The 17,246-nt window shown below is 64.9% G+C and carries 14 protein-coding genes; 10 read left to right on the top strand and 4 right to left on the bottom strand.

The window, feature by feature from the left end; all coding sequences use genetic code 11:
- From A5777_RS21830 to A5777_RS21820, 3 genes are all read left to right on the top strand, one after another.
- On the top strand, nucleotides 1-1,790 hold a 1,790-nt coding region (locus tag A5777_RS21830), incomplete at its 5' end, for a hydantoinase/oxoprolinase family protein (protein WP_231895162.1).
- Nucleotides 1,787-3,763 carry a hydantoinase B/oxoprolinase family protein gene (locus tag A5777_RS21825; protein ID WP_064864539.1) on the top strand — a complete coding sequence of 659 codons (1,977 nt, stop codon included), beginning with the start codon at nucleotides 1,787-1,789 and terminating at the stop codon, nucleotides 3,761-3,763. The genes A5777_RS21830 and A5777_RS21825, both read left to right, overlap by 4 nt.
- Nucleotides 3,760-4,995: an acyl-CoA dehydrogenase family protein gene (locus A5777_RS21820; protein ID WP_156529456.1), complete on the top strand. Its 1,236-nt coding sequence runs from the start codon at nucleotides 3,760-3,762 to the stop codon at nucleotides 4,993-4,995. Before A5777_RS21825 ends, A5777_RS21820 begins: the two co-directional genes overlap by 4 nt.
- Nucleotides 4,996-4,999: 4 nt before the next feature.
- Here the strand turns inward: A5777_RS21820 and A5777_RS21815 are convergent, their stop codons facing one another.
- Nucleotides 5,000-5,713 carry a GntR family transcriptional regulator gene (locus A5777_RS21815; RefSeq protein WP_082933795.1) on the bottom strand — a complete coding sequence of 238 codons (714 nt, stop codon included), beginning with the start codon at nucleotides 5,711-5,713 and terminating at the stop codon, nucleotides 5,000-5,002.
- A gap of 136 nt (nucleotides 5,714-5,849) precedes the next feature.
- Here A5777_RS21815 and A5777_RS21810 point away from each other — a divergent pair, with 136 nt between their 5' ends.
- The 5 genes from A5777_RS21810 (at nucleotide 5,850) to A5777_RS21790 (ending at nucleotide 11,009) form a co-directional block, all read left to right on the top strand.
- A complete protein-coding gene (locus A5777_RS21810; protein ID WP_064864535.1) occupies nucleotides 5,850-6,944 on the top strand; it encodes a zinc-binding dehydrogenase in 1,095 nt (364 codons plus the stop codon).
- Nucleotides 6,945-7,104: 160 nt separating this feature from the next.
- Entirely contained in the window at nucleotides 7,105-7,644 is a 540-nt protein-coding gene (locus A5777_RS21805) for a flavin reductase family protein (protein WP_064864533.1), read from the top strand.
- A 31-nt stretch (nucleotides 7,645-7,675) separates the two neighbouring features.
- Nucleotides 7,676-8,761, top strand: coding sequence for a 3,4-dihydroxy-2-butanone-4-phosphate synthase (locus A5777_RS21800; protein WP_064864531.1), 1,086 nt, complete (start codon nucleotides 7,676-7,678; stop codon nucleotides 8,759-8,761).
- 44 nt (nucleotides 8,762-8,805) lie between these two features.
- Entirely contained in the window at nucleotides 8,806-9,921 is a 1,116-nt protein-coding gene (locus A5777_RS21795; protein ID WP_064864529.1) for a maleylacetate reductase, read from the top strand.
- Nucleotides 9,918-11,009: a zinc-binding dehydrogenase gene (locus tag A5777_RS21790; protein WP_064864527.1), complete on the top strand. Its 1,092-nt coding sequence runs from the start codon at nucleotides 9,918-9,920 to the stop codon at nucleotides 11,007-11,009. The genes A5777_RS21795 and A5777_RS21790 overlap by 4 nt, the downstream gene beginning before the upstream one ends.
- A gap of 24 nt (nucleotides 11,010-11,033) precedes the next feature.
- On the opposite strand, the gene solA is transcribed toward A5777_RS21790, so the two are convergent.
- Genes solA through A5777_RS21775 form a run of 3 tightly spaced genes read right to left on the bottom strand, consistent with a single transcriptional unit; the run spans nucleotide 11,034 to nucleotide 14,801 of the window.
- Nucleotides 11,034-12,182 carry an N-methyl-L-tryptophan oxidase gene (gene solA / locus A5777_RS21785; RefSeq protein ID WP_064864552.1) on the bottom strand — a complete coding sequence of 383 codons (1,149 nt, stop codon included), beginning with the start codon at nucleotides 12,180-12,182 and terminating at the stop codon, nucleotides 11,034-11,036.
- The gene (locus A5777_RS21780) at nucleotides 12,179-13,306 is read right to left on the bottom strand and encodes a tyramine oxidase subunit B (RefSeq protein ID WP_064864525.1); all 1,128 of its coding nucleotides are present in this window, start codon (nucleotides 13,304-13,306) and stop codon (nucleotides 12,179-12,181) included. The genes solA and A5777_RS21780 overlap by 4 nt, the downstream gene beginning before the upstream one ends.
- A gap of 31 nt (nucleotides 13,307-13,337) precedes the next feature.
- Nucleotides 13,338-14,801 carry an APC family permease gene (locus tag A5777_RS21775; RefSeq protein ID WP_064864548.1) on the bottom strand — a complete coding sequence of 488 codons (1,464 nt, stop codon included), beginning with the start codon at nucleotides 14,799-14,801 and terminating at the stop codon, nucleotides 13,338-13,340.
- Nucleotides 14,802-15,046: 245 nt separating this feature from the next.
- Here A5777_RS21775 and A5777_RS21770 point away from each other — a divergent pair, with 245 nt between their 5' ends.
- Nucleotides 15,047-16,543 (top strand): APC family permease, encoded by a 1,497-nt coding sequence (locus A5777_RS21770; RefSeq protein ID WP_064864523.1) that lies wholly within the window; start codon nucleotides 15,047-15,049, stop codon nucleotides 16,541-16,543.
- Entirely contained in the window at nucleotides 16,540-17,229 is a 690-nt protein-coding gene (locus A5777_RS21765) for a helix-turn-helix domain-containing protein (RefSeq protein ID WP_064864522.1), read from the top strand. The genes A5777_RS21770 and A5777_RS21765 overlap by 4 nt, the downstream gene beginning before the upstream one ends.
- The last annotated feature ends 17 nt before the right edge of the window (nucleotides 17,230-17,246 follow it).

Genomic DNA, 17,246 nt, shown 5'->3' with positions numbered 1-17,246 from the left:
TCCTCGACCGAGGAAACGTGCACCGCCCGCTCGACGCGCAGACCGATCCCGCATGGCGTCGGTCGTTCGGCGATGCCAACCGGCCGCTGGTGCCGAGATACCTGAGGCGCGGCGTCGTCGAGCGTGTGACCGCCGACGGAAGCGTCCTCATCGAACTCGATGAGGACAGCGCGCGCCATCAGCTCGAGGTGCTCGGTAAGTGCGGCGTCGAAGGCATCGCCATCTGCACCATCAACAGCTACATCAACCCGGCGCACGAGATCCGGCTCCGAGAACTCGTGCACGAGGTTCTCGGCGACGACATGGTGGTGTCCATCTCCTCCGAGACATCGCCTCTGGCAAAGGAATACACGCGCGCGTCGACCACGGTCATCGACGTCTTCATGAAGCTCATCTTCACCGACTACTCGGCCCACATCGATCGCGAGCTACGGGAACTCGGTTTCGACGGCGAATTGAACTTCGCCGACTGTGCCGCAACACTTCTGCCGTGGCAGGAGGCGCTCAATCGCCCGTTCCGTATCCTGTTCGCCGGGCCGGCGGCAGGCACCATCTCCAGTGTCCGACTCGGTGCGGCCATCGGCGAGAACAACCTCCTCTGCGCCGATGTCGGCGGGACATCGACCGATGTGTCGTTGATCGTCGACGGAAAGCCGTTCATCGAGAACACCTTTGAGCTCGAGCACGATCTCGTGATCAATGCGCTCTCGACCGAGGTCTACAGCGTCGGCGCAGGCGGCGGCAGTCTGGTCGGGATTGCCCCGTCGGGCGGCATCCAGGTCGGTCCGGGGTCGGCAGGCGCGGAGCCGGGACCGGCCTGCTACGGACGCGGGGGCACTCAGCCTGCGGTGACCGACGCCTGTCTGTTGATGGGCATCCTCGACGGCGAGGCGTTCGCCGCAGGTGAGATGTTCCTCGACAAGGAGGCATCGCGCGCAGCGTTCGAAGCACTCGACACTCCCATCGAGTTCTCCGAACGGGTCGCCTCGGCGTACTGGCTGGCGGTGTCGAACATCGCCGAAGAGGTGCTCAACGTCGCCGTCCGGCACGGAGTCGACATCCGTGACTTCGCGCTCATGTCCTACGGAGCTGCGGGACCGATGCTCCTGCCGGCGGTGCTGGACCTGTTGCCTCTGAAGAACGCAATCATTCCGCCGTACCCGGGACTCTTCTCCGCGCTCGGCCTGCTCTCGACGGATCAGGTCTTCTACGAATCACGTAGCGCATACATGGTGTTGAGTCCGGACAATGCCGACCAGGTCGCCGAGGTCTTCGACGAGATGGAGCGCACCCTGCGTGAACGCGTCGGCGCTGCTGGCGCAGACCTCAGGGTCAGGCGCAGCTTCGACGGACGCCTGCTCGGCCAGAGTTGGGAAACCCCCTTCATCGAGATCACCGGTGACACGATCACGCATGACACGGTGGGCGACATGATCGCGGCATTCCACCGCGCCTACGAGGATCGCAACGGGCATCGCTTCGAGCAGATCCCGGTGGAGGGGGTCACCTATCGGGTGGAGTTGATCGTCCCCTCGGAGAAGGTGGACTACATCCCCGCCGAGAACCGGGCACCATTCACCGCGTCGCCCGACAGGTTGATCACCCTCGATTACCTCACCGACACCCCGGTCACCGCGGGCGAGTACCAGCGCGCAGAGCTCGCCGTTGGGGCGACCGTCGAGGGGCCCGCGGTGATCCGCGAAGACCTGTCCACCACCATCGTCCTGCCCGAGCAGACGGCCCTCGTCGGGCGGTGCGGCGAGCTCATCATCGAAAGGAAGACGAAATGACACTCGTCGAACAGACGGCCCCCGTGGAGTCGTCGCAGATACGTGATCTCGACGCAGAGATGTTCACTCACCTCTACGGGTGCGATCGGTACACCGCCACCGTTCTGAGCAACCGTTTCGACTACCTCGTCGAACACATGAGTGCTCGCCTGCTGACCGGTGCATTCTCGCCGGTGCTCCGCGACTTCTACGATCTCGCGTGCACCATCAGCGGACCGACAGACCTCGATTACCTTGTGCCCGCGGCAAGCAATGGCATCGTGCTGATGGCGGGCACAGCGTTGGACGGAGTCGCCAACACAGTCGAGGAGTTCGGCCCGGAGAACCTCGCCGAAGGCGACGTGCTCATCTCCAACGACCCCTACCGCACGGGCAACCACAACAACGACCTGACGTTCATCCGGCCGGTCTTCGTCGACGGCAGGATCATCGGCTTCGTCAATCTCAATGCGCACCAACTGGATATGGGTGGTGTGGTGCCGGGCGGCTTCAGTGCCACGAAACGAAACGTCTACGAGAACGGGCTGGTGATCTCGCCGCGCCTTCTGGTGCACAAGGGCGAGAAGGTCCCCGAGACCTGGAATCTGATCTTCGACAACGTCCGGATGGCCGACATCCTCTACCCGGACATGCTGACGATCTGCTCCAGCCTCGAACTCGGCGAGCAACTGTTGCTCGAGTCGGTCGAGCGATATGGACTGGCGGCGGTGCACGGCACCATGCGCTACGTCTGCGACCTCGGTGCCGAATCCATGGCAACCGCGTTGTCGGTGCTCGCCGACGGCGACTGGACGGGAAGCGAGCAGATCGACTGCGACGGAGTCGATGACACCGAGCACTATTCGCTCGAGGTCGCGATCCGCAAGCGGGGCGCGCGCATCGAGGTGGACTTCTCCGGGACGTCACGGCAGGCGCGTAGCTCGGTCAACGCCACCGCGTGGGACACGAAGACATCGGTGGGCATCGCCCTGAAGTATCTCTTCCTCCCGCACGGGCGGTTCAACTCAGGCCTCTACCGCAATGTCGACATCGTGCTTCCGGAAGGCACCATGCTGTCGGCGCTTCCGCCCGACGGTTGTGTCTTCATGTACTGGGAACAGAATCAGATCATCCTGACCGCCATGCTGCGTGCGCTCGCCGATGCGGTGGGCGACGCCGCGATCGGCGGCGATCGTGGCAGTGCCGACCTGCATACCGCGTTCGGTGAACTACCGGACGGAACGCAGTGGGTCTCGGCGCTGCAGTGTGGTGGCGAGGTCGGTCCTTACGGCGCCAACCAGTTCGGCGATGCCGACAGCCAGTGCATGAGCTATCAGGCCAATGGCGTCGCACCTCCCATCGAGGCGATCGAGAAGAACGCGCCTGCCGTTGTGCTGCGTCATGAGATGAAGATCGATTCCGCCGGGCCCGGTCATTTTCGCGGGGGTGCCGCGGTGCTCCGGGATACGGTGTGGAAGCTCGACGCCGGACACTCCCTGACATCGCTGCGGTACAAGAACGCAGCGGGATTCGGCGCACAGGGCGGCAAAGACGGTGCCCGAGGCGGGATCTGGATGTTCGAGCCGCAGTCCGACGGTTCGCTGTCGGCGCCTGACGCCGACGATGCGTCGTACCGTGACGCGACGCCGTGGGCGGGAGTTGTCGATCCCGAGACGCACCTGCCGTCCGATGACGGTGATTTCGTGTACCCGTTCTCCGCTGATCGCAACGTCTCTCGGGCCAATTCGGTAATCCGTTATGTCACCAACGCCGGCGGCGGTTGGGGAGATCCGTTCACCCGTGATCCGGAAAAGGTACTCATCGACGTCCGTGATCAGTACGTGTCGGTGGACGGGGCAGCGCGAGACTACGGCGTTGTAGTGATCGGCGATCCCGAGAACGATCCCGAGGGCCTCGTCGTCGACGAACAGGCGACGAACGAACTGAGAAAGACCCACACGGGGAACACACACACGGAAGGACAGCGACGATGACCGGCAGCTTGTTCGCGCCACCGAGCGCCGTCGACAACCGATCGGTTGTCGACACCCTGATCGCCCGTGCGGCAGACCTACGTCCGCGGCTACGGAAGATGCAGGCACAGCACGAGGACCTCGGCGGCTACAGTGCCGAGATCCACGAAGAGTTCCTCGACGCGGGGTTCTATCGGGCCCTGGTTCCGCGCCGCTACGGTGGCTTCGAGATGGGTCTCGACGACTTCATGCGCCTCGGCATCGAGATCTCGCGTGCAGACCCTGGGGTGGGGTGGAGCTTCATCCTCGGCGCGGGTCACGCCTACCACGTGGCATGCTTCTTCGGCGAGCAGGCGCAGGAGGAACTGTTCGCGGGGACGTTCATCGCTCCCGGTCGAACGGTGCCGTCGGGCAAGGCCGTCAAGGTATCGGGCGGCTATCGACTCAGTGGACGGTGGGACTACTGCTCCGGTTCCGCATGGAGCACTCATGCGATGGTGCTCGCACGGACAGAGGGAGCCGACGGCGAGGCAGGTGAGCAACGGATCTTCATCATCCCCCGGTCCTCCTACACCATCCTCGACGACTGGGGCGGCGACCAGACCATCGGCATGCGCGCCTCGAGTTCGAATTCGATTACCGCCGAAGATGTTCTGGTTCCCGACCACCTCAGTGTCGCCTACGATTTCCGCGATCACGTGCTCGGCACCGATGGCACACCCGGGTACCGGCTGCACAAGAATCCGATGTATCTCGGTCGTACGCTCACCTACTTCAACGCAGAACTGGTGGCGACGCAGGTCGGCGCGGCATGGGCGGCCATCGACCAGTTCGAGGAATTGATGGAGGCGCGCCCGGCCAGCTTCCCGCCACGAACCCCGCGCATCCAGACCCCCGAGTACCACCGGTGGTTCGGAAGTCTGCTGGCACAGATCGATTCGGCCGAGAACCTGCTGATCTCCGCGGTGCGGCAGCACGAGGCCCTCGGTCGGAAATGGGTGGATACGGGCGAGGAGTTCACTCCGGAGCAGGATGCACGTCTACGTGGAATCGTGCAGACCGCGGCTCGGATCGCCAACGATGCCGTGGATCTCGCGTTCTCCACTGCGGGAAGCACGTCGGCCAAAAAGGGCTCGTCGATGGAGAAGTACTACCGTGACGTCGCGATGTACAAGACGCACATCGCCGCACAGTGGGATGTGACGTTCAATTCGTTGTCGCACTTCCACTTCGGAGAACCGCTGGTCTTCTGACGAGCTAGACCGTGAGTCGCCGCAGGCTTCGCACCGCGTTGTCTGCGGCGGCTCGCAGGTGGTCGTCGTAGAGTTCCTCGGCGCGGTCGGCATCGCCGTCTCGTGCTGCGTCGACAACACCGCGGAGTTTGTCGATCGAGATCGAATGGTCGGCGGGCATACCCTGAGCTCGCAGCACGCGTAGTCGGCTCTGCAGATTCCCGACCAGGGATTCGAGAACCGGGCTGCGCGCGCCTGCCACGATCACGGCGTGATAGTCGTCCACGGCGTCGAGAATGCGTAGTGGCTCGCCGGATTCCGTCGCTTCGGCGAACGCCTCCGCGGCTGCGGCCAGCGCGATGATCTGCGACTTTGCGGCACGCTCGACGAACCGTCGGACCAGAAGTCCTTCAAGACGACGACGCGCCTCGTACAGTTCCTGTGCTTCCTCCACCGAAGGGGAACTGACGATGGCGCCCTTCTGCGGCACGACGGTGATCAGCCCCTCGGAGGTCAACTCGCGCAGTGCTTCACGCACCGTCGTACGGGAGACGCCGAGTTGTTCGATGAGTTCTCGTTCGATAAGACGTTGCCCGGGAGCGAGTGTGAAGTCGAGAATGGCCGCTCGCAGCGCGTCGATGACCTGTTCGCGTAGCGGAGCGGCCACCCGGCCGACGGGGCCGGGCGTCCAACTCTCGGCAAGCGTCCTGCTCGGCGACACTTCTCTACTCGCAGCCACTCGCTCTCCCTACCCGCTTCACCCACCTGTACGACAAGTCTACGAAACCGCAGTGGGTACTGACCGCCACTACTTCCGTGCAGGTTCTCGGCAACGCTGATTGTCATATCGTCCGATACCAGAGGAAAGGTTCCGCATGCGTGCACATGCAGCAGTGATGGTCGCAGAGGATGCGCCGCTGGAGTACATGGAAATCGACTTCCGATCACCGGCCCCGACCGACGTCGTCGTGCGTGTCGAAGCGACACCGTTCTGCATCACCGACTGGCTCGGCGTGCACGGGTCGCTGGGCATCGCCGCTCGCGGAATCCTGCCGACGGTCCTCGGTCACGCTGCGGTGGGTGAGGTGATCGACGTGGGCACCGACGTCACCAGGGTCCGCGCCGGTGATCGTGTGCTCGTTCCCGCCACGCCCGAATGCGGTCGGTGTCGGTGGTGTGCGCGCGGGCGAATGGATCAGTGCGTCGAGCTGTTCGCGACACCGGCGGTGATCGGCTCGACGACCGACGGTGTACCCGTCACCGCATATGGAAACGTCGGCAGTTACGCGGACGTGGTCGTCGTGCGTGAGATCGGGGTGTTCGCGGTGCGCAGCGGTCTCCCGGCCGAATGGCTCTCGATGATCGGTTGCGGGATCTGTTCCGGCGTCGGAGCGGTGCTCAACGTGGCGCAGGTGCGCCCCGGCAGTTCAGTGGCGATCATCGGCTGTGGCCAGGTGGGGCTGTGGATGGTGCAGGGCGCGCGCCTGGCCGGGGCAGACCGCATCATCGCAGCCGATCCGGATGAGTCGCGTCGCAGCAGCGCACTCCGGCTGGGCGCGACGGACGTCATCGACTCCGGCGCGGTCGACGTCGTCGGGTGCATCAAGGATCTGACCGCGGGCATCGGAGTCGACTACGGCTTCGACGCCGGCGGGACCTCCGACGCTGTCGTCGACGCATTCAGGGCGACGTCCCTGGCGGGGGTGGTGGTGCTCACCTCCCTCGAAAGCATCTCCGCGACAGTGACTCTCCCGCTGTTCGACCTCGCACTGCGTGGTCGGGACGTGCGCAGCGCGCAGTCCGGACGTACCTCGTTCACCCGCGACATTCCCTTGTACACACGTTGGCTGGAGACCGGGCAGCTCGATGCGGCCGCGATGCTGGGTAATCGTTACCGGCTCGGCGACGTGAACGGGGCGCTCGATGCCGCTGGGCGGCGCACGGAGTTGACGCCCATGATCGTGAACTGACCTCTTCGCCGCAGCATCCTGCTTCACGTTATCGACACGGATGTGCACATTTCTCCGATGTGGGTGACGTGCATCACGCCATACCGTGAAAGCAATCCACAAGACATCTGGGGAATCGGAAGACGTAAGGGTCTCGGTTTCCGAGCACGGAGGAGCAGCGATGACAACCACGAATCCGATAAGCGCCGACGCGGCACCCCGGGTCGACGCCGACAGCTACCGGGCCATCTTCCGCGACCACCCCGCGGGGGTCGCGGTCATCACCGCAGACGCAGGGAATGGGCCCGCGGGGCTGACCGCGACATCGGTGTCGTCGGTGTCCGCCACCCCGCCCATGATCGTCTTCTCCCTGTCGAACGCCTCGTCCGCGGCGCCGACGATCGCCGCAGCGGAGACCGTCGTGGTGCACATGATGACGGCCGACCAGATGCACCATGCACTCACCTTCGCCACGAGTGGAATCGACCGGTTCGCCGACCGCTCCACCTGGACGCGACTGCCCAGCGGAGAACCGCTGCTGCAACCGGCCGCACGATGGATGCGCGGCAAGGTCATCGATCGTGTCATCGCGGGCACTGCGACGGTCCTGACCGTCGAAGTACTCGAAACCCACATCGACAACGATGCCGATCCGTCGGTGCCGCTCGTCTACCACGACCGCACATGGCACACACTCGGCGAGCATTCGCGCGTGAGCTGATCAACCACACTCGTGCCAGAAGGAGACGATCATGACCACTCTCACCAGCAACGACGGCTTTGTCGAGCACTACGACGCCACCAAGCTCCGGAAATCCTTCGTGCGTTCCACGTCGTGCATCAACCGCATCCACCATGCGCGCGAAGAGCTGCTGTCGGGCAAGCCGGTACTGCTCGTCGACGACGACGGTGATGAGGCCGCGGGCCACCTGGTGATCTGCGCAGAGCAGGCGCGGGTCGGTGCGGTGTCGTTCCTGGTGCGTCACAGCTCCGGGTACCTCTGCGTCGCAATGGAATCCGAACGGTGTCGCAAGCTCGGACTGCCGCCGGCGTGGGAGTCGGACGCACCGGATCGCAGTCGATTCGACTATCGGATAGCAGTGGATGCAGCGACCGGCATCGGCACCGGGATCTCGGCGACCGATCGTGCTCGGACCGCGCACGTACTCGCCGATGAGGCGACGGTTCCGGCTGATCTGACACGTCCGGGTCACGTCATCCCCGTCGCCGCAGCGCCGACAGGCGTGCTCAGCGCGGATGCGTCAGTGCCCGAGTTCGTTGTCGAACTCGTGCGCGCCACCGGCAAGAATCCGGTGGCGATGTACGGCGCGATGGTCGGTGAGGGCATCACCTCGCTGCCGAGCCGGCGCGAGCTGTTGGACTTCGCGGCGGAACATTCACTGGTTGTCTTGACACACAACGACATTCGCATGGCGTCGGCTCATCGGGATGGACGTTCACCCGAGGCTGCGGTTCTCGTCGAGGCAAACGACACCGTCAGCATCTATCAGCTCGACTGTGTCGGTCTCCCGACGCCGTGCCACGTTGTCGCGCCGGCGCAGTTGCGCCAAGAGTCCGAAGTCGTCGTAGAGGTCCGCCAGGTAGAGGGCGTCGCGGGGCTGCTCACCGGCCTGTCGACAGCTTTCGCTACCGCGTCGTCGACCGATACGGTGACCGTCTACGTGCCGTCGACGTCGCGACTGACGCAGATCCTCGCGCCGACCCTCGTGACCCGGGCACTCGACGCAGTGGGTTGCACCGCATCGGCGCGACGCGACAACCTCTCGTCGCGCCGGGCACACCTGCCGGCCCGAGAACCGGTCGCCGCGACGAACTGAACGTCGTCCCTGCATACGAGTCACCTGATCACAGTTAGGGTTTCATGGAATTCACACATACGACGCTCGGCCAGCGGGTGCGTTTCGCTACGGGGTGCGCCGCCGAGCATCTGCGATCGGAACTCTCCGAGCAGGGAATCTCGCGGCCGATGGTGATCGTGTCCGACCGCGACCGTCCCCTGGCGGACGCGGGAACCGCCGACACGAAGCCCTCGGTGTGGTGGAGCGACATCGCCCAGCATGTTCCGGTGGAACTCGTGGAGCGAGCCACCACCGCTGCGCGGGACAGTGGTGCGGATGGAGTGGTCTGTATCGGTGGCGGATCGATCACCGGACTGGCCAAAGCTGTTGCACTGCATACCGGACTGGCCATCATCTCGGTTCCGACCACCTACGCGGGGTCGGAAGCCACCAACGTGTGGGGGATGACCGAGAACGGCGTGAAGACGACCGGTGTCGACGACCGTGTGCTGCCTGCCGCGGTGATCTACGACGCGGAGCTGGTACGTGGGTTGCCGACTGAACTCGCCATGGCGTCCGGGCTCAACGCTCTGGCACATTGCGTGGATTCGCTGTGGGCGCCCCGAGCGGATCCCATCAACCGGGCACTGTCGCTCGAGGCCGCGAGCGCGCTCTCGTCGGCGCTGCGCGGAATCGCGGCGAACAGCGGCGACACGGAAAGCCTCGAAGAGTCGCTGTACGGCTCTTATCTCGCTGGAGTCGCGTTCGCCAGCGCCGGTTCAGGACTGCACCACAAGATCTGCCATGTACTCGGCGGTGCCTTCGATCTCCCGCACGCGCAGACGCACGCGGTGGTTCTCCCGCACGTCCTGGCGTTCAACGCTCCGGCGGTGCCAGAACTCGCGGCACGGCTCGCGACTGCGCTGGGTGCCTCGGCATCCGAGCAAGGTGAGGTGACAGCGGTCGCGGCACTGAACGAGCTCTATTCCGTCGTCGGTGCCCCGAATCGTCTGTCGGACATCGGCTTTCCCGACGATGGTGCAGAGCTGGTGGTCGATCGCATCCTCGAGGTGGCCCCGCCGTCGAACCCGATGCCGGTGACCCGAGGCGCACTACTGTCGCTGCTCGCTGCTGCTCGGGTGGGAGCGCCAGCCATCGGCGACGAGGTAGGAACTCGTGGTGAAGGGGGTGCGCGATGAAGGCGGCCGTTCTGCAGACGCTGGCCTCCCCCTTCGTCGTGGAGGACCTCGACTACCTGGCGCCGGAGCCTGACCGGGTGTTGGTACGCACCCACGCCACCCCCTTCTGTTCGACAGATTGCACGAACTGGGCGGGCAAGTTCGGCAAGGTGCCGCCGGTCATCCTCGGTCACGCATCCATCGGAGAAGTGGTGGAGGTGGGCAGCGACGTCGGACATGTAACCGTCGGGCAGCGCGTCGTCGTGCCTGGGACACCGGAATGCGGGCGCTGCTACTACTGCTCGATCGGACGCCCCGACCAGTGTTCAGAGCTCTTCGACCGTACCGACGGCTACCCGGTCGTCGCGATATCCGGTGCGGGGCAGAAGGTCCGGGCGTCGGGAAACGTCGGCGGGTACGCCGAGCTGATGAGTGTGTCCGCCAACCAGGTGTTCGCCGTCGAGTCAGATCTCGGGTCCGACGTGCTCTCCCTGATGGGCTGCGGGATCATGACCGGCGTGGGCTCGGTGGTCAATGTCGCGCGGGTCCAGCCCGGCGAGAGCGTCGCGGTCATCGGCTGCGGGCATCTGGGACTGTGGGTCGTACAGGCGGCGAGACTCGCAGGGGCTGCGCAGATCTTCGCGATCGACCCTGTTGCCGAACGCACGGCGATGGCATTGAAGCTGGGAGCCACGCATGCGATCGATCCGGCCACGGAGGATGCGATCGAGCTGGTGCGTGATGCCACTGACGGCAGGGGAAGTGACCACGCCATCGAGGCTGCAGGGCCCGCGGGGTCCCAGGAACTCGCGGTCGCCGTGACCAGGAGAGCGGGCACGGTCGTACTCAACGGGGTCAAACAGCTCGGTACGACGGTGACCTACCCCCAGGTGTCCATCGCGGTGCAGGGGCGCGCGATCCTCTCGTCGCAGAACGGCAATGTGCGGATGCGACGCGACCTAGCGCGCTATGTGTCCTTGCTCGAAGGAGGTCTGCTCGACCCGGAGCCCATCATCACCTCGCGGTATCGGCTCGACGGCATCAACGACGCCTTGCGGGCATCGGCCGAGCTGCGAGACCTCAGTGGCCTGATCGTCTTCGACCACTGAGGTCTCGCGACCGCATCGGCACTTTCACGCCAGTGCGACCGCCCGGTGAGCGGAGACCGTGAACGCCTCATCGGCGAACGGGTTCTGTCCGTTCGTTGCGAGCGCGGCGAGACATTCACCCCACACCGGTGCGAACTTGAAACCGTTGCCGCTGAACCCGGTCGCGACGATCACGCCGTCGGACGCCGTGTCGATGATCGGCATCTTGGTCGGCGTCCACGAGTCCGAATGCAGTGACCATCGGACGACGTCGGGTATCAGATCGGGGATCATGCGCTGAGCCTGCTCCCCGATCCAACGGAGCTGTCCGCGGTCCAGTGCTGTCGGCCGGTCGGCCCAGTCGTCGAAGGCGTCGAGATCGATGTGCGGGCAGATCTTGATGCTGTACCCGTCGAGCGTCGGCACGCCGAACGCGTGCACGTCGTCGATGTCGCGCATGAATCCGGGGAACCTGTCGGCGGTGAACCTCTCGACGTGACGCGGCATCAGCCACGTCAGTGCGAACGTCTTGGTCTGCACCACATCGGAGAGATCAGGCAGTAGGCGTGCCGTCCACGGGCCTGCGGTCACCACGACGCGGTCGGCGGTGAACGGCCCTCGGCTCGTATGGACGACCACGCCGTTGCCGGAATCGACGACGTCAAGCACCTCTGTCTCGTAGATCGCCGACGCCCCGTGCGCGAGAGCCTGATCCGTTGCCGCTGCCACAGCCATCTCCGGGCGCATGGCACCACCGAGGAGGTCGAGCACGCCGATGTCGTCGTCCTCGATGTGGAACTGGGGATAGCGCTTACGCAGTTGCGCGGCGTCGAGGATTTCATGGGGAAGATCGAAGTGCTCGATCGACGCCAGCGTCGGCTTCAGGTCGGGATGGTCCGCGGGCGCGAGGCTCAACGCCCCAGCTTCGAGGAGGACATCGGTGCCGTATGCTGCGCCGAGTTCTTTCCACAGCTCGCGCGAGCGAAGGAGTGCGGGCGTGAAGAGCTCGCCTTCCTTGGCCGCGACGCGGAACAGACGTGATTCTCCGGCATACGCTCCCTCGGTGTGCACGTGCCCAAACTGCTCGATACCGAGCACATCGACACCCTGTTTTGCCAACTGCCACAGCGTCATCGAGCCGATCGAGCCGAGGCCGACGACGATCACCTCACGGTGCCGAGCGTTCTCACTCATGACAGCGCCGGGCTTTCCCACAGGTTCAGCGGAGTACCGATACCGCGTTCGACGGCGTTGCGGTAGATCACAGTTCCCCACGCGACGTCCTCGACGGGCATGCCGCCAACCGACAGGATCACGATCTCGTCGTCGTTGCGTCGTCCCTCGACGGCGCCCGCTGCAACCGCGCCGAGATCGACGAGTTCTGAACGCGGCATCGAGCCGTCGTGGATCATGTCCATGAACTTGCAGCCGATGATGGGAATCGAGTTGTGCGAAGGGTATTCGGTCTCGTCGAACCAGGCGTCGTAGAGGCCGATGTTGTCGACGACCTTACGAACGTCGGATGCCTTGAGGCCCTCGTCGATCTCGCAGCTGGCGGGCATGCTCAAGAACGCCCCCGGTTTCAGCCAGTCGCGGCGGACGAGGGGATAAGTCGACGGATCGCCGATCTCGCCCGAGGTGCAGTAGGTGACGATGTCGCTGTCGCGCACGGCATCCTCGACGTCGTCGACCTCGATGACGGTCAATTGCGGGTACTCCCGCGCAACCCAACCGGCGAAGTTGTCGAGGCTGCCGCGGCTGCGGCCCTTCACCTTGACGGTGTCGATCTTGGGGCAGGTCGCCATGAATGCGGCCAGCGAGGTCCGGGCCATGACGCCGGGGCCGACGATGCCGACGACCTGTGCGTCCTCGCGTGCCAGGAATCGCGCGCCGACGCCCGGGACAGCTCCGGTTCGATACGCCGACAACAGGTTTGCCGACATCAATGCCAGCGGAGCACCTGTATCTGTGTCGTTGAGCATGAACATCAGAATGGACCTTGGAAGGCCCTTCTCGCGGTTGGCGATGTTGGAGCCGTACCACTTCATACCGCTCGTGCCGAAGCTGCCACCGAGGTAGGCGGGCATCGCCATGAAACGACGATCCGCCGTGTTCTTGGGCATGGTCTCGAACGGGGACTCGTCCGGGAAGGTGACCATTGCGCCGTGGGAGTCGCTGTTGGTGCCCGCCATGCGGTAGTCGCCGGAATGCAGCAGCACGAAGGTTTCCTGCATGGCGTCGACGCACGCCGCCATGTCGGTGACGCCTGCGGCGATCATGTCGGGTTCGGAGAGATAGCGAAAGTCGATGGAGGTCATGGATTTTCCTGTTCTGTGCTGAGAGAAGGAGTCAGACTGCGATGGCCGAGGTCAGGGATTCGTACGCAACGACGTTGCGGCGTCGCATGATCAGTGCCTGGACCACGCCGAGCGCGACTGCCGCGACAACGAGTGCGATGAAGAAGTCGGCAAGCGACTGCGAACCGCCGATCAGCGTCGGGAAGTTCCAGATCACCGCCACGAGGATGGTGATGAGTCCAATGAACCCGAGCGTCGGTGCGATCACTGCTCGCCAGAGGCCGGCCTGAATGTTGTTGCGGCGGAAGTACACCAGCACCGCGAGGCAGGTCAGCGCCATCAGCACGACGATTCCCAGGGTTGCGACGCCGGAGAACCAGGCGAAGACCTCGAGTTCGGGATCGAGTCCCAGGGCAGCGAAGACGACGATGAGCAGTGCTGCGGTGATGGTCTGCACGAACGAACTGACATGGGGTGACAGGTGATTCGGGTGCACCGTGCCCAGCTTCGACGGCATCGCCGTCGCCGAGGCCATCGAGTGCTGGTAGCGCGAGATCACGTTGTGGAAGCTGAGGATGCACGCAAAGAGGCTCGTGATCAGTAGCACGTTGACCGTCGTCGATGCCCAGGTGCCCAGGTAGGTCTGTGCCGTCGCCATGATCATGCCCGACGGGTCCTTCGCGGCAGCGGCGACCACGTTGTCCGGTCCCCACGCCATGACGAGTGCCCAGGACGAGAAGGCGTAGAAGACTCCAATGAGCAGGACGGCGACGTAGGTGGCGCGCGGGATGGTGCGGTCGGGGTCACGAGCCTCGTTGCGGAAGATCGCGGTTGCCTCGAAGCCGATGAATCCGGCGACGGCGAACATCAGGCCGATTCCCGGTGCGCCCGACATCACCTCGGACGGCTTGAACGAGGCCATCGAGAGTCCCTGGTTGCCGCCCTTGGCCATGATGGCGATGTCGAGGATCAGCACGATCCCGATCTCAGCGATGAGCAGCAGACCGAGAACCTTGGAACTCAACTCGATGTGCCGGTAGCCGAGGATGCCGGTGAACGCTGCGATCACCAGCGCCCACACCCACCAGGCGATCGACGGTCCGCCGAGGTCGGAGACGCCGGAGGAGATCAGCACACCGATCAGGCCGTACACCGCTGCCTGGATCATCGTGTAGGTCAGCAGCGCCAGATGCGCGGTGCCCAGTCCAAGAGGCCTGCCGAGACCGTAACCGACGTAGGTGAAGAAGGCGCCCGGCCGGGGGATGTAGCGGGCCATCGTGCTCAGTCCCACCGAGAAGAGCAGCAGGACGACGGCGGCGATGACGAACATCGACGGCACGCCCGCGCCGTTGCCGAGCAGGAATGCGACGGGCACACCACCGCCGACGACGGTGAGCGGAGCGGCCGCGGCGACCACCATGAAGACGATGGCTCCGACGCCGAGCGACCCCTGCAGGGATCGAGACGACGAGCCGGATTGGCCGGCGGTGGCAGCGCCGGTATCGATAGATGTCATGTGATTCTCTTCTGCGATCAGACGGACGACACCATGCAAGGAATCGTGCAGGGAGATGTCGTGAGGACTGGGCGTCGATGCCCGTGGATATATGTTCTGACCGCCCCGTCGCGGCGCCGTTGCCCGCCGGTAACACGTCTGGACACCCTTGTGGGACGACGCTCGACGCCGAGACCCGTTGCGTGTCACGCCCACAACACCATCGAGTAACACGGCCGAAACACGCTGTGGTTAGCGTCCGCGCTATGTCGGGACCAGCAAGAGAGCGCGTTCGCGAGCGACTTCGTCTGGGCGCTCGCACTCAGTTGGTCGGGCTTGATCGTCGAAGTCTTGGATTCACCGATGTGGTCGCGCAGTCGGTGGCCGTCATGGCGCCATGTGCTGCAGCCGCAACGATACCCATGCTGCTCGGCCAGGCGAACGCGCCGTTGGTGTGGTGCGTCGTCACGGCAACCGTGCTCTGTGCGCTGGTCGCATCGACGCTCGGTGTCTTCGCTTCGCGCGTGGTTGCTCCGGGCGCCCTCTACACCTATGCGGCCAAGGGGCTCGGCCCCGCGGCAGGCGCTGCCACCGCGGCCGCGATGACACTCGGCTACGGGTCGTTGGCGATGTTCACGCTCTCGCAGACCGCAGCCTATGGGCTACGGATTTTCGGCCTCGGTGCACCGTCGACGCTGACGACGTGTCTTGCCGTTGCGGGGATCGCGGTCGTCATGGGGGTTGTTCTGATCCGAGGCGTACGAGTCTCGGCGCGAGTCGGGCTGATCATCGAGGCCGTTGCGGTCGCCGGATTGTTGACCCTTGTCGGAGTGCTGGTCACACGCAACTGGGACCACATGTCGGTGCGCGCTGCGGTCGCGGTGCCGACCGGATGGTCGCACTACCTTGCGGGCGTAGCCGTCGCGACATGCGGGATCATCGGATTCGAAAGCGCCGCAACACTCTCGGTCGAAGCGAAACGTCCGCTGCGAACCATTCCGCGGGCGATCAACGTCTCGCTGGCCCTCGGCGCTGTCGTCGTTCTCATCGCGACACTGGCACAGGCGGGCGGAGCGAACGTGCTCGACGGCATCTCGGCACTCGGCGAGGGAAACGTCGATGTGCTCACCGAGAGTATCGGAGCGTCGTGGGTGGCCCCGCTCGTGAATCTCGGTGTGTGCGCATCGTTTCTGGCGTGTGCGCTTGCGAGTACGACGGCGCTGACCCGAACTCTGCTGTCGCTGGCCCGAGAGGGCGTCCTTCCCGGCCGACTCGGCTACACGCATCCGCGATTCAAAACGCCGGTCGTCGGTGTGGTTGTGAGTCTGCTCGTGATGGTCGCAGTCATTGTCGTATCGCTGGCGGCGGGTGCGTCGGAGAGTTCCATGCGCGGCTCGATGGCGGCAGCGCCGGCCATCGGATTCATGGTCGCCTACGTCCTGGTCTGTGTTGCGGCGCCTGCCTTTCTGCGCAAGACCGGTGAATTGCAACGACGGGCGGCGGTGACAGCCTGGCTCGCCGCGGTCGGATTCGGCGGCATCCTGGTGGTGTTCGTCGCGACGAACATCGGCGGCATCTGGGCACCTGGAATCATCGGCGCGTTGGTCTGGCTGGCGCTGGCGGCAGTCGGCTATGGGGCGCTGCGTCGCGTTCGGCCACTGGTCACAGCGCACATGGGAATACACGAAACACCAATGCGCTCGGAGGTGTTCAGCGGACACCTCGAGTCCGACGACGCAGTCAGTGGCGGACCGTCGCGATGAGTCCTGCCTTCGGGGGCGACTCGTCGTCGAAATCGGTGATCAACGCACTGCAGATCCTTGAAGAGGTCGCGACGATGGGACCGGGTGTGACCGCCGTCGAGTTGTCCAGGCATCTCGGATTGTCGAAGTCGGCGACGTATCGCCTCGTGAATCTTCTTGCGCAGGAGGAGTATTTGGTCCGTACGCCCGATCTGGGCGGCTTCGCGCTCGGCGCCAGAATCGATCGCATGCTCGGCGCCGCGGCCGGCCCACCGGTCTCCGACCAGCTCCGTACCGCTCTCGACGAGGTGCGCTCGGGTCTGCGGTTCGGTGTGCACTTGTTCGGGTGCCACCGCGCGGGGACGTCGCGGGCCCGGCTGAGCCTGATGGACATCGATCCGGATTACCCGCTCAGTGATCCCGGCCGGCTTCTCCATGATCTGACCGCGTCCGCGGCGGGCCGGCTGATGACCGCCGTCGGATCCGGGCATCCCGCCGCGGCACCGACGCATGCGAGCCAAATCGGTTCGTTCATACCCAATTTCGGCTGCGTCTCGGTACCGGTGTGGGGAGCAGATTCGACGCTGGTCGCCGCGCTCACCATCGCCGCGCCCGCCAAGCACATCGAGAACCCGGAGACACTGGTCCGATTACTGGCCGACCCTGCACGACGGGTCGCCGAGATCATGGACTCCGGCGAGGAGTGAGCTGAAGACGGGGAGTA

The organism is Gordonia sp. 852002-10350_SCH5691597, assembly GCF_001665715.1.
GTDB lineage: Bacteria > Actinomycetota > Actinomycetes > Mycobacteriales > Mycobacteriaceae > Gordonia > Gordonia sputi.
The sequence above is the reverse complement of the archived record's forward strand: the minus strand, read 5'-3'. Positions and strand labels throughout refer to the sequence as shown.